The 25,202-nt window shown below is 38.9% G+C and carries 21 protein-coding genes; 5 read left to right on the top strand and 16 right to left on the bottom strand.

Translation table 11 applies throughout. From position 1 onward, the window contains the following. Nucleotides 1-243: 243 nt before the first annotated feature. Nucleotides 244-1,365, bottom strand: a complete 1,122-nt coding sequence (mnmA, locus tag IGL70_RS02490; protein ID WP_104874047.1) for a tRNA 2-thiouridine(34) synthase MnmA — start codon at nucleotides 1,363-1,365, stop codon at nucleotides 244-246. Nucleotides 1,366-1,768: 403 nt separating this feature from the next. On the opposite strand from mnmA, the gene IGL70_RS02485 reads away from it, so the two are divergent. Beyond that, nucleotides 1,769-2,368 (top strand): metallophosphoesterase, encoded by a 600-nt coding sequence (locus IGL70_RS02485; RefSeq protein WP_002291205.1) that lies wholly within the window; start codon nucleotides 1,769-1,771, stop codon nucleotides 2,366-2,368. A gap of 137 nt (nucleotides 2,369-2,505) precedes the next feature. Here IGL70_RS02485 and efmA read toward each other — a convergent pair whose 3' ends face one another. From efmA to IGL70_RS02470, 3 genes are all read right to left on the bottom strand, one after another. Continuing rightward, nucleotides 2,506-3,792 (bottom strand): multidrug efflux MFS transporter EfmA, encoded by a 1,287-nt coding sequence (efmA, locus tag IGL70_RS02480; RefSeq protein WP_002291207.1) that lies wholly within the window; start codon nucleotides 3,790-3,792, stop codon nucleotides 2,506-2,508. A gap of 270 nt (nucleotides 3,793-4,062) precedes the next feature. Beyond that, entirely contained in the window at nucleotides 4,063-4,407 is a 345-nt protein-coding gene (locus IGL70_RS02475; protein WP_002286736.1) for a DUF1831 domain-containing protein, read from the bottom strand. A 136-nt stretch (nucleotides 4,408-4,543) separates the two neighbouring features. Continuing rightward, nucleotides 4,544-5,689, bottom strand: a complete 1,146-nt coding sequence (locus tag IGL70_RS02470; protein WP_002295158.1) for a cysteine desulfurase family protein — start codon at nucleotides 5,687-5,689, stop codon at nucleotides 4,544-4,546. Between the two features lie 225 nt (nucleotides 5,690-5,914). On the opposite strand from IGL70_RS02470, the gene IGL70_RS02465 reads away from it, so the two are divergent. Continuing rightward, on the top strand, nucleotides 5,915-7,231 hold the full coding sequence (locus IGL70_RS02465; protein WP_104770650.1) for an ISL3 family transposase: 1,317 nt from the start codon (nucleotides 5,915-5,917) through the stop codon (nucleotides 7,229-7,231). A gap of 161 nt (nucleotides 7,232-7,392) precedes the next feature. Here the strand turns inward: IGL70_RS02465 and IGL70_RS02460 are convergent, their stop codons facing one another. Both IGL70_RS02460 and IGL70_RS02455 read right to left on the bottom strand, forming a co-directional pair. Continuing rightward, entirely contained in the window at nucleotides 7,393-8,367 is a 975-nt protein-coding gene (locus IGL70_RS02460) for a ribose-phosphate diphosphokinase (RefSeq protein WP_002286741.1), read from the bottom strand. 79 nt (nucleotides 8,368-8,446) lie between these two features. Continuing rightward, nucleotides 8,447-9,322 carry a dihydrolipoamide dehydrogenase gene (locus tag IGL70_RS02455; protein ID WP_104859114.1) on the bottom strand — a complete coding sequence of 292 codons (876 nt, stop codon included), beginning with the start codon at nucleotides 9,320-9,322 and terminating at the stop codon, nucleotides 8,447-8,449. A 129-nt stretch (nucleotides 9,323-9,451) separates the two neighbouring features. Here IGL70_RS02455 and IGL70_RS02450 point away from each other — a divergent pair, with 129 nt between their 5' ends. Continuing rightward, nucleotides 9,452-11,359: a M13 family metallopeptidase gene (locus IGL70_RS02450; RefSeq protein ID WP_002301660.1), complete on the top strand. Its 1,908-nt coding sequence runs from the start codon at nucleotides 9,452-9,454 to the stop codon at nucleotides 11,357-11,359. Nucleotides 11,360-12,020: 661 nt separating this feature from the next. On the opposite strand, the gene IGL70_RS02445 is transcribed toward IGL70_RS02450, so the two are convergent. The 5 genes from IGL70_RS02445 to IGL70_RS02425 form a co-directional block, all read right to left on the bottom strand. Next, the gene (locus IGL70_RS02445) at nucleotides 12,021-15,323 is read right to left on the bottom strand and encodes a right-handed parallel beta-helix repeat-containing protein (RefSeq protein WP_104873891.1); all 3,303 of its coding nucleotides are present in this window, start codon (nucleotides 15,321-15,323) and stop codon (nucleotides 12,021-12,023) included. Between the two features lie 271 nt (nucleotides 15,324-15,594). Beyond that, nucleotides 15,595-16,140, bottom strand: coding sequence for a cysteine hydrolase family protein (locus tag IGL70_RS02440; protein WP_002298881.1), 546 nt, complete (start codon nucleotides 16,138-16,140; stop codon nucleotides 15,595-15,597). 11 nt (nucleotides 16,141-16,151) lie between these two features. Further along, nucleotides 16,152-16,844, bottom strand: a complete 693-nt coding sequence (locus tag IGL70_RS02435; RefSeq protein ID WP_002291218.1) for a 5'-methylthioadenosine/adenosylhomocysteine nucleosidase — start codon at nucleotides 16,842-16,844, stop codon at nucleotides 16,152-16,154. Nucleotides 16,845-16,862: 18 nt separating this feature from the next. Beyond that, a complete protein-coding gene (gene macP / locus IGL70_RS02430; RefSeq protein WP_002286760.1) occupies nucleotides 16,863-17,147 on the bottom strand; it encodes a cell wall synthase accessory phosphoprotein MacP in 285 nt (94 codons plus the stop codon). 12 nt (nucleotides 17,148-17,159) lie between these two features. Then, complete coding sequence (locus IGL70_RS02425; RefSeq protein WP_002323741.1) at nucleotides 17,160-17,723, bottom strand: NUDIX hydrolase; 564 nt, start codon at nucleotides 17,721-17,723, stop codon at nucleotides 17,160-17,162. Between the two features lie 227 nt (nucleotides 17,724-17,950). Between IGL70_RS02425 and IGL70_RS02420 the strand changes: the two genes are divergently transcribed. Continuing rightward, nucleotides 17,951-18,613, top strand: coding sequence for a 5-bromo-4-chloroindolyl phosphate hydrolysis family protein (locus IGL70_RS02420; RefSeq protein ID WP_002286764.1), 663 nt, complete (start codon nucleotides 17,951-17,953; stop codon nucleotides 18,611-18,613). A gap of 123 nt (nucleotides 18,614-18,736) precedes the next feature. Further along, nucleotides 18,737-19,933 (top strand): toxic anion resistance protein, encoded by a 1,197-nt coding sequence (locus IGL70_RS02415; protein ID WP_002286766.1) that lies wholly within the window; start codon nucleotides 18,737-18,739, stop codon nucleotides 19,931-19,933. A 100-nt stretch (nucleotides 19,934-20,033) separates the two neighbouring features. Here the strand turns inward: IGL70_RS02415 and IGL70_RS02410 are convergent, their stop codons facing one another. From IGL70_RS02410 to IGL70_RS02390, 5 genes are all read right to left on the bottom strand, one after another. Then, on the bottom strand, nucleotides 20,034-21,410 hold the full coding sequence (locus IGL70_RS02410) for an amino acid permease (protein WP_002286768.1): 1,377 nt from the start codon (nucleotides 21,408-21,410) through the stop codon (nucleotides 20,034-20,036). 36 nt (nucleotides 21,411-21,446) lie between these two features. After that, nucleotides 21,447-22,313, bottom strand: a complete 867-nt coding sequence (locus IGL70_RS02405) for a GRP family sugar transporter (RefSeq protein ID WP_002286769.1) — start codon at nucleotides 22,311-22,313, stop codon at nucleotides 21,447-21,449. Nucleotides 22,314-22,401: 88 nt separating this feature from the next. Then, nucleotides 22,402-23,427 (bottom strand): two-component system sensor histidine kinase SapS, encoded by a 1,026-nt coding sequence (gene sapS / locus IGL70_RS02400; protein WP_002286770.1) that lies wholly within the window; start codon nucleotides 23,425-23,427, stop codon nucleotides 22,402-22,404. Nucleotides 23,428-23,444: 17 nt separating this feature from the next. Beyond that, complete coding sequence (gene sapR, locus IGL70_RS02395) at nucleotides 23,445-24,119, bottom strand: two-component system response regulator SapR (protein ID WP_002291233.1); 675 nt, start codon at nucleotides 24,117-24,119, stop codon at nucleotides 23,445-23,447. A 183-nt stretch (nucleotides 24,120-24,302) separates the two neighbouring features. Further along, nucleotides 24,303-25,196, bottom strand: a complete 894-nt coding sequence (locus IGL70_RS02390) for a class C sortase (protein ID WP_002298884.1) — start codon at nucleotides 25,194-25,196, stop codon at nucleotides 24,303-24,305. Nucleotides 25,197-25,202 lie beyond the last annotated feature (6 nt).

Below are 25,202 nucleotides of genomic sequence, written 5' to 3'. Positions count from 1 at the left end.
CCATCACCCTCACTTATAAAATTGAACAAATCACTTGCAAAAGATTCCCTTCTATTTTGCAACTGCTCTTGCTTAACAAAAAGCAACTTTATTCATATTATTGGATATTATGAACTTTTTACACAAGTATTTCAAGTATAAAATGAATAAAAATTAATTTTATTGCAAAAAAACAGCTATGCTATCCAAAAGAAAAGGTGTTTCTTTTGTTAGCCATAGCTGTTTTGATTCATTTAATATCGCTTAAACGTATTGTAAAACTTTTGTTTCTTGATATGCGTGGTCGATCAAACCACCACCCAGACATTCCATTCCATCATAAAATACAACTGCTTGTCCAGGAGTGATTGCACGTACAGGTTCGTCGAATACGACTTCTGCACGATTATCATCCAATAAGCGAACTGTCACAGGAACGTCTTGCTGACGATAACGGAATTTCGCTGTACACTTGAATTCTTTTGGCATTGGTTCATTCGTCGTAAAGTGGATTTCACTTGCATCCAAGCTTGTGGCATACAATGCAGGATGATGGAACCCTTGCCCCACATATAATGTGTTTGTCGCTAGATCTTTTCCTACAACAAACCAGGGTTCTTGCGAATCTCCTCCGCCACCGATCCCTAGTCCTTGACGTTGACCAATCGTATAATACATCAAGCCAGCATGTTGTCCTTTGACTTCACCATCAAGAGTGACCATATTTCCTTTTTTTGCTGGCAGATAGTTGCTCAAAAATTGTTTGAAGTTCTTTTCACCAATAAAGCAGATTCCCGTTGAATCTTTTTTCTTAGCAGTCGCAAGGCCTGCGCGTTCAGCAATTGCCCGTACTTCTGATTTTTCCATGCCGCCTAGAGGGAACATCGTTTTTGAAAGCTGTTCTTGTGATAATTGGCTAAGGAAGTAAGTTTGATCTTTATTATTGTCTACTCCACGAAGCATGTGGACCACGCCGTTTTCATCGCGAGTGACTTGCGCATAATGTCCAGTAGCTACATAATCGGCGCCAAGATCCATTGCATAATCCAAGAATGCTTTGAATTTGATTTCTTTGTTGCACATCACGTCTGGGTTAGGTGTACGTCCTGCGCGGTATTCGGCTAGGAAATATTCAAATACACGATTCCAATATTCTTTTTCAAAATTCACAGAGTAATAAGGAATCCCGATTTGAGCAGCTACTTTCGCTACATCCTTATAATCTTCCGTGGCCGTGCATACACCGTTTTCGTCCGTGTCATCCCAATTTTTCATGAATATTCCGATCACGTCGTATCCTTGTTCCTTTAACAAAAGTGCTGTTACAGATGAGTCGACACCGCCGCTCATCCCTACGACAACGCGTGTTTTGCTGTTGTCTGTCATGATATCACCATCATTTCAATTAGATTCTGAAACATCTACGAGTTGAAGGTCGCAACTTTTCAGTATTTTACATTATACGTCATATTTCTGAAAATTTCATCCCTTAATTATCAAGTCGTAAAAATACTGTTCTACTGGACCTATTCAGTACACAAACATGATAGTCAACCAAAAAATCACTCATCTTTTGAGCATTCGATATAAAAAATTGGCATACTCATAAAAAGGGCCAGCCTTTCGGCAATAAGGAATAATTTTGTAAATTGTGAAAAACTATTTTTCAAAATTGCTTCTTATCGCTTAAAGCTGCACGTCTCATTTACAACCTTTTCTTTTTAGATGTTATGAGTTGCTCAGATAAGTGATTTTGTTTACTCTAAGAAAAAAGGGAGGCAAGAGATACATGAATTACTTTACCAGTGATATGCACTTTTTCCATGAACGCTTATTAGGAAAAAACGACTTTGCTCCGCGGCTCTTTGCAAATGTGGATGAAATGAACCAACAGTTGATCACTAGCTGGAATGCAGTAATAAAAGAAACCGACCATGTTTATCATCTAGGCGACCTTGCTATGCATCCGCAATATGAAAAAGCAAATGCAGAAATTTTGGAACTGGTCACTCAACTGCAAGGAACAATCCACTTGATCAAAGGGAACCATGACAGTCGTGCTTTTTTCCGTTATTTAGAAAAAAATGATCCTAGGCTTACTGACGGAAGTCCCAAATTTTATTTTTATGATGTAGGTGCCATCGTTAAATTCGACCATCAACAATATTACTTGACTCATTATCCGATGTTGCTCGGGCCTAACGACACTATCCGCAATCTTCATGGACATATCCATCATTACAGCGTACCTATCGAGAACGATGTCAATGTAGGCGTAGACGCACCGGAAAGAGAACTCTTAAAGGAAAAACTACCATTTGGCACTCCGTTATCTGAGCAACAAATCAAAGAAATCTATGAAGCAAAGAGGAAGTACGATAGGTCGTGAAAAAACTGCCCTATATCAAGTATTAAACAAATAAAGATAATTACTCATATTTTTCATTTGAGTAGGCTTATTGCCACAGGAACATTAGGATCAGAAATGGAGTTGTAACAAGACTTCTGTCACAACTCCATTCCATACTATTCGTCTTTTTGCTCATGGTGTTCTTTTACCAATTTTTTCTGTAATTCTTTATCATAATTTCGAGCAGCTGACGTTAAAAATAAAACGATTCCGCATAATAAAATCCCGATTCCAGAAAACAAGAACATTTTTTCTACCCCTAAACGATCAGCTAATGGTCCTGCAAATAATAATCCAATTGGACCTGCCAGGTTCATCAAAGAGTTGAAGTTCCCTAAGACACGACCTAAAACATTCGATTCATAACTCTGCTGGATCATTGCCATCAGCAGTGTATTGAAATATGGCGTTGCACAACCTGCTCCTGCATTCAAGATAAGAAAGTACAAGAACCCTTGACTATCGTTTGGAACCAATCCGCTTGCACCGATCGTCAGGCCCATAATGATGTAGGCTATAATAATAGGTTTCATTCGGTCTTTCCATGTTCCTATAAAACTGATCAGTGCACCGCCTAAGAGCATTCCGACTGCGTAGACTACTTCCACTGCTCCCGCCTGTCCAACGGAACCACCAAAGTAATCTAGCGTCATCAATGGATACAGACTGATTGCTGGCATGAACAACAGCATCACAAATGCACCATTGATCGTTATGTACCATAACCCTTTGTTATCCATCAATTGCTGCAGCCCAAATTTTGCATCTTTAAAAATAGTAAGCGGAACTTCCAATATTTCAGGAGAAACTTTTGGGATCTTCACAAAAATCAATAAGCCGACACCAAAAACTGCCCCCAATACATCTAATAAAATAAGGTAATTGACAGGAACGACTGAAAACAAAGCCGCACCTAGAGCTGGCGCAATGATGAAATTCGCTGACTGGACCATTCCTAACTGTCCATTCGTCCTTGTTATGTGAGAAGATGGAACGATTGTCGGCATAATCGACTGGATCGTTGGCATTTGGAATGTTTGTGCGACCGAACGCATAAACAAAGACACAAAAACTAGCCAAATCGGGAAGGATTCTGAAATCGTTCCGACTACTGCTAAAATAAGCGCGAAAATCGCTACAATAATATCCGTGACAATCAAAAGAGCTTTTTTATCCCAGCGATCCACTAGCGGTCCTACAAATGGGCTTAGTAAAACCATGGGAATCATTCCTAGTAAAGTAGCAAAACTCAAAATTGTCGCCGAACCGGTTTCTCTTGTCAAATACCAGATGATCGCATATTGGACAACCATACTAGTGATTCCTGACAAAAACTGTCCCGATAAAAAGAACAAATAATTTCTCTTCCAATTCGTTAAAACGACCGACTGTTCATTTTCCATAAACATCCCTCTTTTCTTTTTCATTTTGTATAGCGTTTGCACAACAATCATTATACGGGATTCTTTTTTCAAAAAATACCTTTTTCCCTAAATAACAATCGTTTCAATTTAAATTTCTTTACTTAGAAACAATAAATCAGCAAAATATTAAAAATAACAACATGTGTTAAATTTAAAAATAAAAAAGACAACTAATTTGCGTCGTCCTTACAAAGTTAGTCATCTAACAATAGGCCGTTTCAAAACTAGTTGTCTTTTTATATCCACAGATCATTCGACTTTTTCGAATAACCCACGGCTAATCATCCCATCCATCAGAAAATAAAATTTATCTTGGCTCATTTTCTGTTTTGGATCTTTGAAAATATTGACTGCTTTCAATCCATTTGCTGTAGTGATCGACATTTTCAATGTTTGAATATCTTTTGATACAGTGATTTTTAATTTGAATCCTTCTTTGCTTTGCGGCGTGGCATCTAATGGTCGGATTAATTGATAATTGCCTCCGTTTGTTTCTGTAAATCCATTATCGCGCAATGTATATCTTTTTGCATCAGGATGCAAACGATAGCTAATTGGTGCGCCCAGTACCGTTGCTGTTGTTTCAAATGCCATGATTTTCACCTCGATAAAATTAGTTTCTCTTTATTATAAAAGTTTATCCTGATTTTTACTAGGTTTTTCAGTTAAGTTCCCTAAAAAATGAAGGCGTTCTCTCAGACATCTGTTCATATAAGAATGACTTCACTAGTTATTTTTTGACAGCACGAACTAATTGATCAAGGAAATACTGGATGTCGTCTTCGGTATTTCCCAAACCAAAGCTGATACGGATGGATTCTTTTAGTATCGGTGTATCTTCTCCATACATTGCTTCTAATACGTGTGAAGGCTCGATATTTCCTGCTGTACAAGCTGAACCAGTAGAAATAGCGACCCCATTAAGATCAAGCTTCATCAGTAGCAAATCATTTGCTTCGCCAATTAAGCGAAGATTCAACACATGAGGGAGTTTATTCGTTAAATCACCATTTACTTGATAAGGGATTTCGTTTGCTTCTAATGTATCAAGAATCAATTGCTGGAATCCTTTATATTTGTTGTTACGTGCTTCACGTTCTTCAGGTGACAGCAGTTCAACTGCTTTTGCCATACCCCAGATCCCTGCTAAATTTTCTGTACCTGCACGCCGCTTTTCTTCCTGCTCCCCGCCTAAAAGCAATGCAGGGATATTTACTCCGTCTCGTTTATATAAGAAACCGACGCCTTTTGGCCCATTGATTTTATGAGCAGAGATACTTAATAAATCGATTCCTAATTCTTCTGGATGGATCGTTTGGTTTCCGTACGCTTGTACCGCATCTGTATGGAAATAAGCTGGATGATCCGCTAAAAGTTCACCGATTTCTTTGATTGGCATCAAATTTCCGATTTCATTGTTCCCGTACATCACAGAGACCAAGATCGTATCTTCTCGTAACGCTTTTTTGACCTCTTCGATCGACAGATTCCCTTTTTCATCTACAGGCAGATATGTAACGTCAAACCCCTTTGTCTCTAAATATTTCATGGTATTAAGAACAGCAGGATGTTCGATAGCTGTAGTGATTAGATGTCTGCCTTCTTTTTGACGCGAGAACGCTGTTTCTAAGATAGCTGTATTATCCCCTTCTGTTCCCCCACTGTTAAAGATGATCTCGTGAGGTTTTGCTTGCAGACTGTCTGCAATGATTTGTCTTGCTGTTTCCAATTTTTCATGCGCGTGGCGACCAAATCCATGTATGCTTGAAGGATTTCCAAACGTGTCTTGCATGATTGCCGTCATCGCTTCAATTACTTGTGGATGCATGGGGGTAGTTGCCGCATGATCCAGATAAATAGTTTTCACTTCATTCATCCCTTCCAAATTATTGCTAGGCACATTCTAGCATAAAATAGCGAACAAACCAAAGAAGAGCTCATTTTGTCTAGAGGACGTTTCATGGGCATAGAAAAAAGGGTTCTATGATATTTGGTGTTGTTACTCAAATCGAGTAAGGACACCAAATATTTTTTTATAACAAAAAGACATTTGATTCCTCTATAATTAAGTCGCTGAACCACTTATAGAAGGAGAATCCAAATGTCTTTACCTAAGAATATCAAAATAAAAGATGAAAATACAGACCAAATGATCAAAGAATTGTTAAATATCAAAGATTCAAACATCGCTTTTCCCAAAGATGCGCTGACCAAAGAACGGGTCCATGGCCGAATGGCCAATGTCTTTACGGGAATATTGACTTATAAACCGCACCACTGCGAACTGTGCGGCTTTGAAACAGTGATTTATCATTCGTATAAAGAGAGCTTGATCCAGCTGATTCCTTATCAAGAAGTTCCTTCTTATCTTCGTTTATTCAAGCAGCGCTTTTATTGTAAACATTGTCGACACACATTTACAGCCAAAACTGATTATGTCGCTGAAAACTGCTATCTTTCGCAACCATTGAAATTTGCGATCGCTATTGATTTAAAGAAGAAGATCTCCATGAAAGATATTGCGGCTCGATACTTTGTATCGACCAAAACGGTCGAACGCGTACTAGACTCTTTCTTTGAAGAACCACAGTTAAAACCTGCTTACTTACCGAAACATTTGATGATTGATGAATTCAAAGGAACCAAAGATTGTGAAGGCGCGATGTGCTTTATTCTCAGTGATGCCGACACTGGAATGATTTTTGATATTTTAGATGATCGGAGAAACTTTAAATTAACCGCCTATTTCCAACGCTTCACCCTAAAAGCAAGGCAAAATGTGACTCATATCGTAATGGATATGAATGCTTCTTATCACGTAGTGACACGAGCTCTTTTTCCGAATGCCTGTGTATCGATCGACCGGTTCCACATAGTCCAACAATTGACTCGTGCCTTCAATAAGCAACGAATCCAAACCATGAACCAGTTAAAGAAAAACAATCCTAAAGCAATGAAAGATTATCGTAAATTAAAAAAATACTGGCGAACGATCTTGAAGAAAGAAACAAAAATCAACTATACTTCTCTTCGACAATTTCCGCTTTTCCAACGGAAATACGTGACCGAATCAGAGGTCCTAGACTATCTGCTCTCAATCGATAAGCACTTACGTGAAAGTTATGAAGTCTATCAGGAATTGTTGGCTGCTTTGGAAACAAAAGATTTTACTGCCTTCTTCGAGTTGATCGACACATTACCAGTATCATTGGATAAAGGATTTAAAAAAGCGATTCTTTCGTTAAACAAATATAAAAAAGGCATCATCAATGCTTTGAAATATCCCTATTCTAACGGCAAATTGGAAGGGAAAAACAATTTAATCAAGGTCATTAAACGCATCGCGTTTGGCTTTCGGACGTTTCGACATCTGCGTATGCGAGTCTTGATCCAACAAAATCTCTGTGAGATTATTTAATAACAAAAAAAAGAGGAAACGCCGAAACGTTTCCTCAAGGTGATTTAATTAAAACAACACCATTTGACAATGAGCCGAAAAAAGGAGCTGTAACAAAAGTCTTGTCGCAGCTCCTTGAAGCTGCTCACTTCTGTCACAACTTCTTTCCCTCTTTTTTTTGTTTATTCGAATTCTTTTTCTTCCAGACGGAATAACGGACTCATCGGTGTATTTTCATGGATGCGTTTGACCGCTTCACCCATTAATTCTGAACATGTAACGATTGTTAAGTTTTCTGGATGACGATTTTCTTCTGTGAAAACAGAATCAGTGATACAAATATCTTTGATTGGTGCATTGTCTAAAATACTTTTCGCATGATCGGACAATAATCCATGTGACGCACAGGCATATACTTCTTTTGCGCCGTTTTCTTTTAATACATTTGCTGCTCGTGCAAGCGTTGCTCCTGTGTTCAAGATATCATCTACCATGATACATGTCTTTCCTTGAACATCACCAATCACATAACCACCCTCAGTTGAAGCATCATCTGCATGATCTACGATGGCTAATGTGCTGTTCAAATATTCTGAAAGACTACGTGCACGCTGAACACCGCTGTTTTTTGGCGAAACAACTACGATGTCATCTCCCGTCAGACCTAATTGACGGTAATAATGAGCAAACAACGGCATCGTAAATAAATTATCTACAGGAATATCAAAGAATCCTTGTACTTGAACCGTGTGCAGATCTAAAGTCAGTACTCGAGTTGCCCCTGCTTCTTCGATCAAGTTAGCGATCAATTTCGCAGTGATCGGTTCATGAGGTTTCGCCGTGCGGTCTTGCCTAGCATACCCATAGTAAGGCAATACGACATTGATCGTTTTCGCACTTGCTCGCTTCATTGCATCGATCATGATCAGTAGTTCCATATAGTAGTCATTGACAGGTGCATTCGTTGATTGAACGATATACACATGATCCCCTCGAATACTTTCTTCGATATTGATGGAAATCTCGCCATCACTAAATTGCTTCACGACGCTTTTACCTAATTCTGTTCCGAACACTTTCGCGATTTTTTCAGCTAATGGACGGTTGCCATTCAAACTAAAAATCTTCAACGTGTCATCCTGATACTTATTACTCATGTAGTCCTCCCCAAAACTTCTCTATTCTTCGATAGTTTAACATATTTTTCCAAGATTTTCTGTTAATTTCAGCAAATTCTTAAGGAAGTGAAACTGTTCCGTTACTCCAACTGGCAGGAATGACTTTATGATAATCGCCCCAGTTGTCGTGTACTTTGTAATAACGTTCTCCTGTTTCAGTTTCAAAATAAGCGTACGCTGTCACCCAATGATTGCCATATGTACTGCCAAGTACTTTCAAAATACCAATCATCACAGGTTTGCCTTCACGTATACGTTTTGTAGCTCGCTGCCATGAACCTAGAAGAGTTGCTCGTGCACGCTCATGATTGCCATTCTTCTTTAAAAAACTAGAAATCCCTGTACTAACCTGAAAAGGAATCGTAGGAAGTCCTAGTGGTTGGATCTGGCTACGCAATGCCTTCGTCAAAACCAACGAATCAGCCGTATTTTTCTTGCGAATCTCATTTGGAATCATCCACCCCTTACGATAGTCTTGATAATAGGCAAGGAGAACTGCTGCCGCGTAAGTACCACAAAGATAGCCTGAGGGGGTAGCCCATTTCTTATACCTCAAAAAACGTTCTTCTGGCAATCCCACCCAGCAATTTGTGAGTTCCTTTCCTGACCTTTTTTCTTCGATCAAAACGGGAATATCTTCTTTTCTGTTGATCCATCTAGATAACTCGATTGGCTCTTCATTGATCAGCTTCCATTTTTTACAAGAAAGACCCTCTTGATAAGTATATTTTGCTGGAGAATATTCTACCGGATGTCCTGATTGATCGATAATCACATAACTTTGATCTTCAAAAACCAGAGCTAAAAAAAGCAATTTACTTTTTCTTGACTGCAGCTGCTGAGTGCTGGCTAATTTTTTAATTTTTTTATCTACTTTGAAATATAAAGGTTTATCCACTACTTGATTCAGTTGGGATCGCCTCCTTTTTTTCATTATAAGTGAAGGATTGAAAAAAACAAATCAGTTTGATTGTTCGAATTTTCAATTTTTTATGTTCTATTTGTTAATTCCTTCATTTTGTAAGATAATGGGCACACGAAACAAAAAAGGAGCGATCGATGAATGAACAAAGAACGATTGAAACAAGATTTCTATGAAGCAGTCAATGAAGAATGGCAAAAAACAGCAAAAATCCCTGCAGATAAACCAGCTACAGGCGGTTTCCAAGATTTAGTTGACGGGATCGACCAACTTTTGATGGGAGAAACAGACGATCTGCTTGCCCATCCAGAAAAAGTGTCTTCAGAAAAAATGAAACATTTCCTTGCATATTATCAACTGGCAAACGATTATGACCGAAGAAATGAGTTGCATGCTCAACCACTTCAACCTATAATCGAAAAAGTTGAATCATTGCAGTCTTTCGACGAATTGAATGAGCAATTTCCAGAATGGCTGTTGGATACATTACCATTGCCATTTAATCTGGATGTAGATGCAGATATGAAGAATGCGCAAACGAACGCCTTCTTTGCTTATCCGCCTTCTTTATTCCTTCCAGATAAGACGTATTATGCATCAGACCATCCCAACGGTGCACAACTAATAGGCGTTTTCTTTGATATGGCTGTTCAGTTATTAGAGCTTGCCGGCAAAGAAAAAAGTCAGGCAGAAGCAATCACGGAACAAGCAGTGCAATTTGATAAATTGATTGCTCCTCATGTAAAAAGTGCAGAAGAAAACGCAGATTACAGCAAAATGTATAATCCGCAATCTTTTGATACATTTATTCAATACACAGATAAACTGGACTTGAAAAAACTTGTCACGGGTTTGATTGGGACAACTCCAGATAAAGTGATCGTAACTGATCCAGTGTACTTCGATCATTTGAATGACATCCTGACAGAAGCTCATTTTCCGTTATTCAAAAGCTGGATGATCATTAAAACAGTACGTTCTCTTAGTGGTTATCTATCAGAAGAATTCCGCCAAGTCAGCGGAATCTATTCTCGCGTATTGTCTGGAACAGACGAAGCAATGCCTCAGAAAAAAGCAGCGTATTACCTTGCCTCTGGACAATTCGATCAAGTAGTTGGCGATTACTACGGAAAAAAATATTTTGGCGAAGCTGCTAAAAAAGACGTAGAACAAATGGTGAAAAAAATGATCGCCGTTTATAAAAAACGTCTAGAAGAAAATGACTGGCTTGGGGATGCAACAAAAGAAAAAGCCGTCATAAAATTAAATAACTTAGGTATCCAAGTAGGCTACCCCGATAAGATCCCAGCATTATTCGACCAGTTCAAAACAGTACCTGCAGATCAGGGTGGTACTTTGCTTTCAAATACTCTTGTTTTCAGCAAACTCACATTAAAAGATCGTTTCAGCAAATGGAACAAACCAGTGGATCGTTCAGAATGGGAAATGAGTGCTGACACGGTCAATGCTTATTATCATCCATTTCGGAATGTGATCGTCTTTCCGGCAGCGATCCTTCAAGCACCATTTTACAGTCTAGAACAATCAAGCTCTGCTAATTATGGTGGAATCGGAGCTGTTATCGCTCATGAGATTTCCCATGCATTTGATAATAACGGCGCTTTATTTGACGAATATGGCAACTTGAACAACTGGTGGACAGAAGAAGATCTTACACAATTTCAAAACAAAGCACAAGCAATGATCGAAGAATTCGATGGTCTGCCTTTTGCTGACGGAAAAGTAAACGGAAAATTAACCGTTTCGGAAAATATTGCTGATGCAGGCGGTCTAAGCTGTGCATTGGAAGCAGCAAAAACGGAATCAGATCTTTCTATCGAGGAATTCTTTGTCAATTGGGCAACGATTTGGCGTACAAAAGCAAAAAAAGAATACCAACAACTTTTACTGCAAATCGATGTCCATGCCCCTGCTAAACTCCGAGCAAACGTGCAACCAAAAAACCTTGACGAATTCTATGAAACATTTGGTATCACGGAACAAGACGCTATGTATCTAGCGCCAGAAAAAAGAGTGCGAATCTGGTAAGAGGTTGTGCCAGAAGTGGTCAGCTTCAAGAAATAAGAAGGAATTGGGGGAAATTGCTTCTCAAATTTTTGTGACATTTCGGCTTATTTTTCGAAGAAGTTACTTCTGGAATACCATGTATCAGAGGTTGTGAAAAAGCCGCTTAGTTTCAAGTAGTAAGAAAAATTTTGTGAAAATGGCTTTCCACATTTTTGCATAAATTTGACTTACTACCGAGAAACTGGCTTTTGAACACCGTATATCAGAGGTTGTGAAAAAGCCGCTTAGTTTCAAGTAGTAAGAAAAATTTTGTGAAAATAGCTTTCCACATTTTTGCATAAATTTGACTTACTACCGAGAAACTGGCTTTTGAACACCGTTTATCGAGAGGTTGTGAAATCAGCGTCCTGACCTGAGTATTAGAGAAAAAAACGGAAAAATAGTTCTTCATATTTTGCCGTTTGTTGAGCTAATACCGAGGGTCAGCTGATTGAACACCGTTTAGTGGAGAGATTGTGAAAAAGCTGTCCTGCATCAAGTAATAAGAACAGCCAATCAAAAGCAGCAAGGAGAACCTCATCTATAAAAAGATAGAAGGAAGTGAGACATCTATTGGTCTCATTTCCTTCTATTTTTACTTTCCTCAGTCAATTGTTTTACATCATAAAAGGAGAAATTCCACTTATTTTTTTCGCTGTTTCATGACATAAACAACTACACCGATTAACAAAATTCCTCCAGCTAATGCTAGCAACGGGTTATTAAATTCTCCCGTTTTTGGGAGTCCTTGAGTGCCATTTTTTTCACTTTCTTTTGCTGTCCTATCCGGATGAGAAGGTTTTCCATTTGGTTTTCCATTTGGTGATTCATTTCCTGGATTTTCTCTTTCTGGTTTGTCATTTCCCGGGGGCACATCGGCAGTTTCTCGCACAGTGATCGCTTTTTGCTGGGTAACAGATTCTGTATGAGCAGACCATTTTTCCCCATCAAATATTTCCGAACGATAAGTGACTTCTAGCGTATATTCTCCTTTTGAAGGTGCTGAAAAAATAGCGGTATGATTAGAAAATTGAGCACTTGACTGTGTTTCAACGATTTGGATCTTTTCTGGGAAATAACGCATATCTTCAAAGACAGGCGTTCCTTGATTTGGTGTGAAAGTTGACACAAAAACTGTAAAAGGCTTCAGTTCAATGATATTTCCTTCTGCATTCTCCGCCACACCATTTGCTTCTTGTATAATAATCGGATTATTTTGTTCGTTTGGTTTTGTCTGATTTGGTTCTTGTACGATTGCATATTCTGGATACTCCGAAGACGGTGAGGTTTCTCCGTCAAAAGTAGCACCTACAGATAGTGGAAGACCATCTACTCTTCCCTTTTCTGTTTGACGATTCTCCGGTTTGATTTGCATCAATCCATGGACATGGATGCTTCCATTCGCATAGCGAGTAACAGGCTGCTGCCCTTCTTGCGAATGTGTATTTAGAGATTCGATCCAATCTTTTGATACGGTATGTCCAAGAGTATTTTCTGATTGTTTCTCTCGTTCATTCCAATAGTAGTTCAACGAGTGATAGATTTGATCTTCGTTTTGATTCAATGGGCGGATCTGCTCTCTCATCTCAAGATTTTCTGTTCGGAAAGATAAGATACCAGAAGCATGGAAGTCTGTGTTTCCTGCCGAAGAGGTATAAAGAGCCACATTATATGAACCGTTATTAAAACTTGTACTGCTATTGACGATAATATCTGTTCCGCTATTGGAATCGATTCCTTTTGCAAGATTTTCGAAAGACAAACTATTGATCAATTCATGAGGGCCCGATAAAGAGGAACCACCCATTTTGAATCCATTACCGTTCCCTTCTCCTTCAACTCCCGGTACCCAACCGTTTCGATAAGCAACTGAGTTTTTGATGACTACTTTCCCGATTGAACCTGTTTCATTTTTAGCAAAAAGATCCCAACCATCATCTGCATTATGATAAGCGATACAACCGTCAAATACATTCCCTTCTCCTATTGTCAGTTTGGCCGCAAATCCATCGGCATCTTCAAATCCTGGATCGGCATTTTCAAAAGATGTACAGTTCTTGACTAAGTTATGCGCTGGCCATGCTTCGAAAGGATCATTTGAGCTACCACTGATTTGGATTCCTGTATTTCCATTCCGATAAGCATGGATCTCTTCAATCAAATTATGGTTTCCAGAAATCTGCAATCCTTTTTGCATAGCGGCACTATTTGTAACGTCAAACCCACGTAAAACCCAGTAATGACTAAACAGTGTCATCCCATTTCCAGTTCCTTTAAAATCAAGTACAGGTCGCTTGTTTTCTGGATTTTTCTCTGCAATCAATTGAATCGGGTTTTCTCTTGTCCCGTTAACTCCTTTTGGAATCGTCAATCCTCTTTCAAAGGAATAAGTTCCAGGAGCCAGGACGATTGTCTGCCCAGCATATGCGTATCTCAATGCTTGCGTCAGAGATAACGGATTTTGTCTGCTTCCGTTTCCTGTATCTGACCCTTCCGGTGTTACATAAACTGTCGAATAGTTAGGTTTACGGTAGTCAACTGTATGAAGAATCTCTTTTGTTTCATAACTAGTCATCTCTACGTATTCTTCTGGCGGATAGTTTTTATCTGGCGTAAAACTGAAAGTAAATTCGTTCGTTCCTTCCATCAGTTTTGTCTGATAATCAAATTCCCGATTCGCAGTGATAGCCAAGTCTTTTGCGTTCTTAAGCACCTCTCCTGTTGCTTTATTTTTAATTGTCAATAATCCGTCAGCATTTGCTCTAAAGGACATAGTATGATCTTGGTTTCCTGAATGATTACTAGAGGTCACAGTGTAAATCGGATCAATCAAGCGAGTAGGTCTTTCTTGCCCAGGAGGATCTGTCGCAGGATCTGTCGCAGGATCTGTCGCAGGATCTGAGTAAGCAACTTCGATTCCTTCTACCTTGATCGTCATATTCCTTGCTGCAGCAAATCCTGCATAAATAACCGATTCATCTGAAGCGTATAATTTTTCCCAGTCATACATGATGTCAGAAGCCATTTCTTCTCCTGTTTCAGGATCGTAATAATATGCCTCTAAACCAGTATTCGTTTTTTTCATCTCTACGTCCAGTTTAGTAATCGAGTTCGTGGCCGGAAACAGATTCCCATGACCGTTTCCGAATATATTATAAGAACCTGTTTCTTTTTCCAAGAACCCTGCTGAAGTCTCTAAAGGTGTTGTTTCCACTGAGACACTCCCAGGAGCTGGCGCAGCTTGCGGATCTTCAGATGATATTCCTGTGATTGCCCGTGTCCCTAATCCAAGTCGCATCGTATATTTGCTGCCGCTCGTGTTGACCACTTCTTGTCTATCCGAGTCCCAGACATATTCGATCCGACTGCCTAGTATGGCAAATGAATTTGAATAAAATGCCTGCCCAAACAAATGATCTTTTGGTACTGCGTCTCTTACCATTAAAGCAAATCCTTCTTGGGCATTCGTATAGGTCCAAGATTCTATTTCGATCGTCGCCCGCATCCTAAAGTTGATGTCTTTGGGGATTGCTTGATAATAATAGGTCATTCCATCTGATCCGCTTGACTGGAATTTTCCGCCGTTATTCGTGGAAGAGAGCCGCACGCCGTCTTCTAATGGTTCAATGGCATACCTACTAGCACTTGTGCTTTCTCCGAAAACAACCCCTTTCCACTCTTCATTTGCTTCTTCAGATTGCTTTTTTGTCTTTTCATTTTCTGATTCTTTCATCATAGGATCATTTCCTTCTTCCGTATCCATATCTTCACTAGTTCTTGGTACTTCCTCCATTGTTGACATCCCTTCAATGTTCACGTGTGCATTTTCTTCGTTCACAGACTGTTGTTCGTTAGCAGCAACTTCAACGACAGAAATTAAAACCGGGGTACTGAGCATAAGGAGATTCATCATTAGCGCACTGTATTTTATACGTTTTTTTAACAAGTGTATTCCTCCCGTAACAAATTAGAAAGCGTTTACTTAAAGTATTACCTAATTTATTTTCACTGTCAATAAAAAACAAAATTATAATAAGTGTATTTTATAAAAAGAAAAAATATAACTTAAGTTGTTGATAATAAAGAGATTTATTAACGTAAAAAGAATAATATTTTTTTTAAATAACGTATAAAAAAGAGCGTAAAACAAAGTCGTTTGTTTTATGCTCTTCTTTTATTATTTTGTGCTTTTTATTTTATCAAATCACTTTGTTTTTTTATAAAATTTCTGCGCCTAGTGTGGATTCAAAATGTCTCAATGCCCATTCATGTCCAACGGGATCGAAACTTGCCACGGCATCTTTGAAAATATGGAGTTTGTATCCAAGATTATACGCATCGACTGCTGTATGCAACACACAGATATCTGTACATACGCCGGTCAAATAAATATCTGTGATCTGGCGTTCTCGCAAACAGATGTCTAGATCTGTTCCACTAAAAGCGGAATAATGCCGTTTGTCTATCCAATAAACATTTTCCTCTTGCTCATAGTCTTGGTATAAACTTTTTAAAGAGCCGTACAATTCCCGTCCACCCGTTCCTATCACATTATGCGGAGGAAATAAGCGGTTCTCCGGATGAAAGGAATCTTTTGGATCATGCGCATCAATGGCAAAAACGACAAAATCCTTTTGATCAATAAACTTCTTTGTATGAGCAGTCAGCTTTTTTTCAATTACTTGTCCTGCTGTCCCAGTAGTCAGCTTTCCATCCTCTGCAACAAAATCATATGTGTAGTCAATCGAGATCAATGCGTTCATCTTAGTCCTCCTTATACGAGATGTTTGACAAATTCGATCACCATTTCTGCTGATCGTTTGCCTGCGTCTTCGATAAATTCGTCAAAGCTTTGTGTCGCCGAGTGATCTGCTGTGTCGCTCATTGCACGTACGATCAAAAATGGGATATTGAACTGACGAGCTGTTTGTCCAACAGCGGCTCCTTCCATTTCGCAAGCTAATGCTTCAGGGAAATTCGTTAAGATTTCTTTGATTTTATCTGGCGAGTCGACAAATGTATCACCTGTAACGATCAATCCTTCTTTTGCGTTCAAATTCGTTGCTTTTGCTGCTTTAACCATTTCACTGCGCAAATATGTGCTTGCTTCATAATATAGAGGCATTCCTGGTAATTGTCCTGGTTTGTAGCCAAATCCTGTTGCATCTGCATCAAAATAAGCTACTTTGTCTGATATAACGATGTCACCTACTTGTAAGCCTTCACCGATTCCGCCAGCTGAACCTGTATTGATCACCATGTTCACGCCGTATTGTTGGATCAACAGACTTGTGGTAATAGATGCTAAGACTTTTCCTATACCGGAACGTACGACGATCACTTCGTGGTTACCTAATGAACCTGAAATAAATAAAGCGCCTGCGCGTTCCCATGATAATGGTTCGCTTAGGTTCTCTCTCAAAATTTTTACTTCTTCTTCCATTGCGCCGATAATACCGATTTTCATCTTTTTAATTCCTTCTTTCTATATAAATGCGATTGCTAAAAAAACCACACATAACATTAGGATAACAATAATAAGAGATTTCATCAAAAAAGAGTTCCATTTGGTCGTCTTTTCCCGTTCGCTGATCCTTGTTTTCGTGATTGGTTTATTCTTTTTGCTTTCTTTACGATAAAAGCTAGCAATCTTTTTTTCTTCTTGCTGATAAGCTGTTTCTGCTTTTCGCTGTTTTTTTAATGACTCGCTTGCTTGTGCTTGTTGTCGCTTGCGAAGTTCGCTTCGCGTAATAAGCGGTCCTTTGGCCATAAGCCGATCCCTCTACTTTCCTTTGGTCAATAGTTCCCAGTATTGAATCGCATAAATCGTCTTTGCATCACAAATCAACTGATCTTTCATCGCTTGTTGCGCCTCTTCAAGAGTTAGATGATACAACTCCAGTACTTCGTCTTCATCTTGTGCTAAAGGATTCTCGACCTTCTCTACCCCTTGTGCATGATAAATATGAAGGACTTCATTAGCAAAACCTGGTGAAAGATACATCGAAGTAAGATGGCTCAGCGACTTCGAACGATAGCCAGTTTCTTCTTCTAATTCTCTAGCTGCTGTCATTTCGGGATTTTGTCCTTCTCCTGGATCGATTTTTCCAGCTGGAATCTCCAAAATCACTTTTTCTAAAGGTTTTCGAAATTGTTTGACAAGAAGCAGACGATCTTGTTCGTCAAAAGCAATGATCCCGACACCGCCAGGATGAAATACCAGTTCTCTCTTCGAAGTTCCTCCATCTGGCAAACGAACTTCGTCTACAGCAACATTAATAATTTTTCCGCTATAGATTTCTTTGCGACTGATTGTTTTTTCTTCAAATTGCTCATTGTTCAGCATATCTTCTCCTGCTTTCTTTGTAATCATAACTGCTTTTTTTTCATTTTTCAATTTTTCTCAAAAACTCCTTATTAGTTTACCATAGATAAACCTTAGATTTTCTCTAAATATAGAAAATCCTTCTTTAGTCCGATACTCTTTCTAGTAGTCCGTATGCTAAAATAAGTATGTAATCGAATAACGAAAAGAATTCAATACTCAACGATAAATGACATGGAGGGTTTATTATGATAAAACGAAATTGGCCGTGGCTTCTAGCATTGGTCTTGCTATTTCTCTTTGTCCGAAACAATAGTTTTTCTTTTGTTCTAGGACTTTTATTGATAGGTGTAGTTTTAGTTTTGTGGGGACTCTTTGGTTCGCGCAGGAAAAAGGGAAAACAAGAAGAAATTCCTGCACTGACTGACGAACTTGAAACTCACTATGAAAAAAGCGGTATGACAGCGAATGAAATTTCATTTTTTCGACAAACAATGAATCAAACAAAAAATGAGATCAATCAATTGCAAATGAATATGCAGCAGACAGCCAAACTTAAAGCAATCGATCTCCGCCATGATCCAGTCAAAGCAGCAAAAGCTTTATTCAAAGAATTGGTGAAAGAACCAAACCGACTGCATGAAGCAAGTCAGTTTCTTTATACGCATCTGCCGAATCTAGTTGATTTGACAAATAAGTATAATGAGATCAATGACCATGAGATCAAAAACAAACAGACCTATGAAAAACTAGAAGAAAGCGCGCAGATCATCGACCAGCTGTCAGCTTTAATCGCACAAGATTATCAAAAATTCGTTGCTGAGGATCTAGATGATATCGATGTAGAGATATCTGTTGCGAAACAGAGCTTAAAGCGTGATAATAAATATGAACCAGAACAAAAGGATTAACTCTTTTGTTCATAAAAGAAGACTCGGAACATTCAGATGATGTCTGGCTGTTTCGAGTACTTTTTCTAAAGTAGAGACATTCATGTAAGAATCGAGAACAGATTCAACAAGGAGGAATTTTTTATGGATCATAAACCGACTGAAACAAAAGATGTTACACCAGTTAACGATACACTTGAAGATTTATTGAACAACCCGTTTTCAACTCCAACAGATACGCTGACCACTTCACAACAAGCGGAGATTGATCAGCTCCAAGAGCAACAGACAGCTGCTCGTTTAATTGACAAACTACCGGCGGAACGCCAAGAACAAGCTAAACAGTTAGCAGCAAAAATCGATGCTAATGATGCACAGTCTGTCATCAGCTACGGATCGGCTGCCCAAGCAAAATTAAGTGAATTCTCACAATCGATGTTGAATCATGTGCAAGCACAAGATATTGGTCCTGTAGGAGATTCCTTAACTGAACTGATGTATCGTCTCCAAGAAGCCAATCCTGACGAACTGCGTGCCGGAGAAGGGAACATCTTCCAGCGTGTCTTCGGGAAGGTCAAACAATCGATCTATGAAGTGACAGCAAAATATCAAAAGATTGGTGCACAAATTGACAAGATTTCAGTGAAATTAGATAAAGAAAAAGACGGTCTGCTAAAAGATAATCTGATGTTAGAACAGCTTTACCAGAAAAACAAAGACTACTTTGATGCACTGAATATTTATATCGCTGCTGGAGAATTGAAAATGGAAGAACTTCAAACAACGATCATTCCAGAAGCGATGAAAAGAGCAGAAGAAACTGGCGATCAGATGGATGTTCAGATTGCCAATGATTACACGCAATTCCTAGATCGTCTGGATAAACGTACGCATGATCTTCGCTTAGCTAGACAGATCACGATCCAGCAAGCACCACAAATCCGTTTGATCCAAAACACAAATCAGGCCTTGGCTGAAAAGATCCAAGCATCTATCGCTACAGCCATTCCGCTGTGGAAAAACCAAGTCGTGATCGCATTGACCTTGCTTCGTCAAAAAGATGCAGTAACTGCTCAACGCCAAGTCTCTGAAACAACAAACGACTTATTGAAGAAAAATTCAGAAATGCTGAAAATCTCAGCCATCGAAACAGCGAAAGAAAATGAACGTGGAATCGTGGATATCGAGACCCTTCAAACCACTCAAAATGATTTGATCGAAACAATCCAAGAGACATTGCGTATCCAAAAAGAAGGAAAAGAAAAACGTCGTCATGCAGAAGTAGAGCTTGGACACATGGAAGAAGATCTGAAACAAAAACTGTTGGATTTAACCCAATAGATCACCTTTCGCTTGTTACTAAAACAAACGCCCAACAACAGTTGTAATAAACTGTTGTTGGGCGTTTTTCTTATCTTTCTTCTAACTTCTCCATTGGAGTCTATTTCTCATTCATCTTGCTGTGTCCATAGCCATAGCCAAAATAAATGATCAGTCCAATAACCATTACGATACCGAACACGATCCATGTCACAGTTTGCAGACGAAGCATCAATACAATACAAGTCAAGATGGAGACGATTGGCAATAGCGGAACGAATGGCACTTTGAATTCTCCAGCTTTTGGTTTGCCAAACATTTTTCTCAACTTCAGTAAGCCTAGACTAACAAGCATCAAATAGGCGAGCGCCATGATATTCGTTAGTTCCGCTAATACATTCAATGGGAAAAATCCGGCAAAGAATACAGCTGCCACACCAGCGGCATAAGTCGCTTTTTTCGGTGTACGATGCTTTTGATCGATTTCTGTCATAAACTTAGGAAGTAAGCCATCCTTGCTGACAGCAAACAGTAAACGAGCAAGTGAATACATCATCGAGATCGTTACCGTCAGTAGCGTTAAAATTGCCCCTACAGCGATCACCGCGCCCACTGTTCCATGTCCTACATACCTCATTGCAAAAGCCACTGGGTCATTGACTCCTAGTTCAGTATACGGAACGATTCCTGTCAAGATCAGCGTCACGATGATGTAAAGGACAGTAGCAATCAGTATCGAACCAATGATTCCTCTTGGCACATCTTTTTGCGGGTTTTTGACTTCCTCGGCTGCCATTGCAACGGCATCAAATCCCAAGAAAGCAAAAAACACAAGAGCTGCACCATCTAGCACACCGGAAAAACCAAAAGGCATGAATGGCTGCCAGTTATCAGGTTTAACGAAAAATATTCCTACAATGATAAACAACGCGATGATACCAAATTTGACATATACCATGGCATTATTCAAACGTAATGCTTTCTTGGCTTCAAGCGACACGATGTAAGTGACGAATATCACTACGAGCACCGCAATCAAGTCAATGTATGTACCATTTTCCGGATTGTACCCGCCAGTTAATGCTTGTGGAAGTTCGGCCCCTAAACTTTTCAAAAAACCTTGCATATAGCCAGACCATCCGGAAGCAACAGAGGAAACCGCTAGTAAAAATTCCCCGATCAACAACCACCCTGTCAGCCAGGCAGCAAATTCACCAAATACAACATACAGATAGGCATATGGCCCACCAATCACTGGCACTCGCGAAGCAAATTCTGCGAAACTTAGTCCAGACAAAATGACAACGATTGCAGCTAAGACAAATGAAAGTGACAGTGCTGGACCAGCATTTTGATTGGCCGCAACCCCTGTCACCACAAATATTCCCGTACCGATGATCGCACCAATTCCAAGCATGATCAAATCAGACGTTTTTAGTTCTTTTTTCATCTCACTCGTATGATTGAGATTGATCTCTTTCTTACGAAACAAATCCATTGAAGTTCCTCCCCATTTTAGGTTGGAAAACAGCGATTAAACTGTTTTCATATACCCTAAAAGGATACCACCTAAAATGACTAAAAGGCAACCAACAATAACATAAATGAGCTCTTTTTTCGTTTTTCTTTCGCCAAGGATGAAAATCCCACCTAAAGTAGAGATAATGATCCCCATTTGTGAAAGTGAGAAGCCAACAGCTAAACCAAGTGATTTGACTGTTAGAAGCATGCAGATGTTTCCTAAGCCCCATAATAATCCACAGATCATGTTTTTCCACACAAACTGATCGACTTTAACTTTACGGAAAGCAAAGAAGCTTGCGCCTAAGATCATTCCGATACTTTGAGGTAAGATAATTGACATCGCATCCAAATTCGCCCAGTTGACGATGATGGTATATACACCATAACCAATCGTAGAGAAGATCAATGCTCTAAAACCCTTACCAAAATCAAGCATTTTATTATCTGTATCTATTTTTCCTTCGTCATCTTGTCGGGCAGTCAAATACGCACCGCTTACAAGAAGAGCTAAAGCAATAATACCGTATACATAATCTTTTGTTTGTGTCCATTCATGGAAGAAAACGGCTCCCGCAATCGTATTCAAAATTAATTGAAAACCAGTAGACAATGGTAACCCTACAGAAACACCCATGTACTTCATTCCATGGAACTGTCCATTTTGTCCAACACTCCAAGCTAAGCCGGATAAAAATCCGATCAAGAAAATCCAAGGGGTGATTACAGGACTAACAACGAAAAAGACAACTAAAGAAAACAGAAATGCACCGATCGTCATTCCTAGTGTTTGTTGATTGGCATCGCCACCAATTTTACCACTTACTAAACCAATACTACCCCATGCCAACATAGGGACTAATGCTATTAAAATTTCCATAACCAATCTCCTTTTATTTCACATGATAAGAAACTTATCAGCGAAAACGTTAACAACACAAGCACTTTTTTTCGTTTCTAACGATTTTCTAACGTTTTTCATTATAAAAATTTAAGATTGGGAAAAATAAAGTCATTGTTGTCCCTTTTCCTTCAGTTGATTCAGCCGTCAAATGGATACCTAATTTTTCGGCCAGATTTTTTGCTAAATAAAGTCCTAATCCTGTTGAATGTGTTTTGCTAAGTCGACCATTTCTCCCAGTAAATCCCTTATCAAAGATCCGTTTCAAGTCTTCCGCTGGGATACCGATCCCTGAATCTTTAACTGAAAGGCTGACTCCTTGTGCTTCCTTTTCTATGCTCACAATGATGTTTCCGTGATCCGGCGTATATTTGATGGCATTACTAAGCAATTGGTTGAAGATAAAAGCGATCCATTTAGCATCGGTCAAAACAGTATGATCCTCACCAACAATCTCGTAGCGAATATTTTTTTGGATAAAATAATTTGCCTGACTGCGTATCACAGGCTGAATGATTCCTTTTAGTCCATATTCTTGGATGAGGTAGTCCCGCGAGAAACTGTCGAGTCTTGCATAATACAAAACTTGTTCTACGTATTCATCGATTTTTGATAATTCATTTTCTAGTAATGTATACTTTTGATCGTCAATATCGAACTCGATCGAACGAACTAGCAATTTAGAAGCGGAAAGTGGCACTTTGATTTCATGGACCCATGAGTCAATATAATCTTTTTGGTCTTGTTGATTACTGATTGCTGATTGCATTACTTCTTGGTGTTCACGGATCAGCTGATTGATATATTCTTCCACAAGTTTTTCTTCTTCTGTTCGTCCACCGCTCAAATAGTTTTGCAAAGGGGAAGTTTTTTGTATGTCGGCTAATTTTCCCCACCATCTTCTCTTGCTCAAGTAACCACCCAGCAGATAAAAAATCAGAAAGACGCCCTCAATCAAGGCTAAATAAGCAATTGTGCTCAAATCCACTTTGATGTTTGGCGCCAGCCACATCACAAAGATCGTCAATGCAATAAAAAACAGCCATCCCAAGATCAATGTCCACTGATCTTTCAAATATTTAAAAAAATTCATCTTAACCGCTCATCCTTTCAGGGAACGATATATCCCTGTCCTACTTTTGTTTCGATATATCCTTGGATACCTGCCTGTTCGATTTTTCGGCGTAACCGATTTATGTTGACTGTCAATGTATTGTCATCTACAAATCGTTCGTCATCCCACAGTGCTCGCAGCAATTTTTCCCGACTTAAGATCTTTCCATTGTGCTTCATCAAAATAAATAATAGACGATATTCATTTTTGCTCAAATCAATGATCTCTCCGTTGATTTCCATACTTCCGTTGTCAACATTCAACGTAATGCCATTGTGGCTCATCATTTCACTAGATAATTCTGTGTAGTTGTAAGAACGGCGAAGTAATGCATTGATTTTTGCAATCAGTACATCGATTTGGAAAGGTTTTGTCACAAAATCATCTGCCCCCATGTTCATAGCCATGATCATATCCATATTCGTATTCCTGCTGGAGATAAAAATGATCGGTACTTTCGATACTTCACGTATTTTTTGACACCAATAATAGCCATCCAAAACGGGAAGATTAATATCTAGTAATACAAGCTGTGGTTCTTCTCTTTCAAAGTCTGAGAACACTTGATTGAAATCGGTCGTTCCAAAGGTTTCAAATTGCCATTTCTCAAGTTCCTCCATGATCAATTGTCGAATGATCTCTTCGTCTTCGACTACCATGATTTTTGCCATAAAAAATCCCTCCATCTTTCTTCTTGCTACTACAATATCAAAGAAGCCCTTGTGAAACAAGTTGGCTTACCTGGAAAATGTCATTTTAGCAAACGTTAAAAAAAACTGGAAATATGCGATTTAATCGCGTTTGTCTCTTCCAAGCAGCTTAAATTTATTATGTTATTCTTAATAATTGGTCTATTATCTGTTATTTTTCCTTAGTTGTTTTTGTCTTTTAAATTTTCGATAACACCAATAACCGAAAAGCGTTAGCACTAGCAATATACCTAGAAGGAGTATAAGTAATCGATAAAGATGGTATTTTTTTGTCTGTTCTATCTTTGAAGAGACTTCTTCTGTAAAGGGAACTCGCCTTCCTGTCACTAGTAATCGGTGAGTGTTCACGGTGTAAGGTGTACAAGTGATAAGTGTGACTAGATCCTGCTTTTCTCTGATTGCTAATGTATTTGTTTTTGTTGGAAGGACAACAATTTTCTCAACGACTTCATAAGCGAGCATCCGACCATACACTTCAAGATAGAATCGGTCATCTTGCTCCATTTCTTCAAGATCCGTAAAGAGTTTTTTCTCAGCAATACCGCTATGGGCGGTAATCACGGAATGTGTACTCTCTCCTCCAGTTGGAAAAGAGGTGCCTTGCAGGACTGTCGCTCCTCTATCTAACAAAAGATCATTCGTTTCATCAAATAAAGGCAAGCTAACATTGATTTTCGGAATATAGATGGCTCCGATCATATGTTGTTCGTAATATTCTTTTCCTGGATTTTGGACATTTCTAACCGCTTGCTCAAAAGGATCTTTGACTTGTCCCATTCCTGGGATTACTGATGTATGAGCAAGCGTCTGATTTTTCTTTTCATGCACTGCTAATTGTTGCTCATGTTTTTCTTCTTTATCGCGTTCAAGCTGCTTTTGATAATTCTCGATCCTTCTTTGATCCAAATAATTGCTGAGAGCATCTGCTAAAAATGGATATGTAAAAACTGCAGCTCCGGCAAGAAACATCACTGCCATAAATAATTGTAATAAAAGACTGATTTGGGTTTGAGGTCTATTACCTATTTTCTTTTTCATTTTCTT

This window comes from Enterococcus sp. DIV0901a, assembly GCF_051711525.1.
Lineage (GTDB): Bacteria > Bacillota > Bacilli > Lactobacillales > Enterococcaceae > Enterococcus_B > Enterococcus_B faecium.
This window is presented reverse-complemented; position numbering and strand designations above follow the sequence as displayed.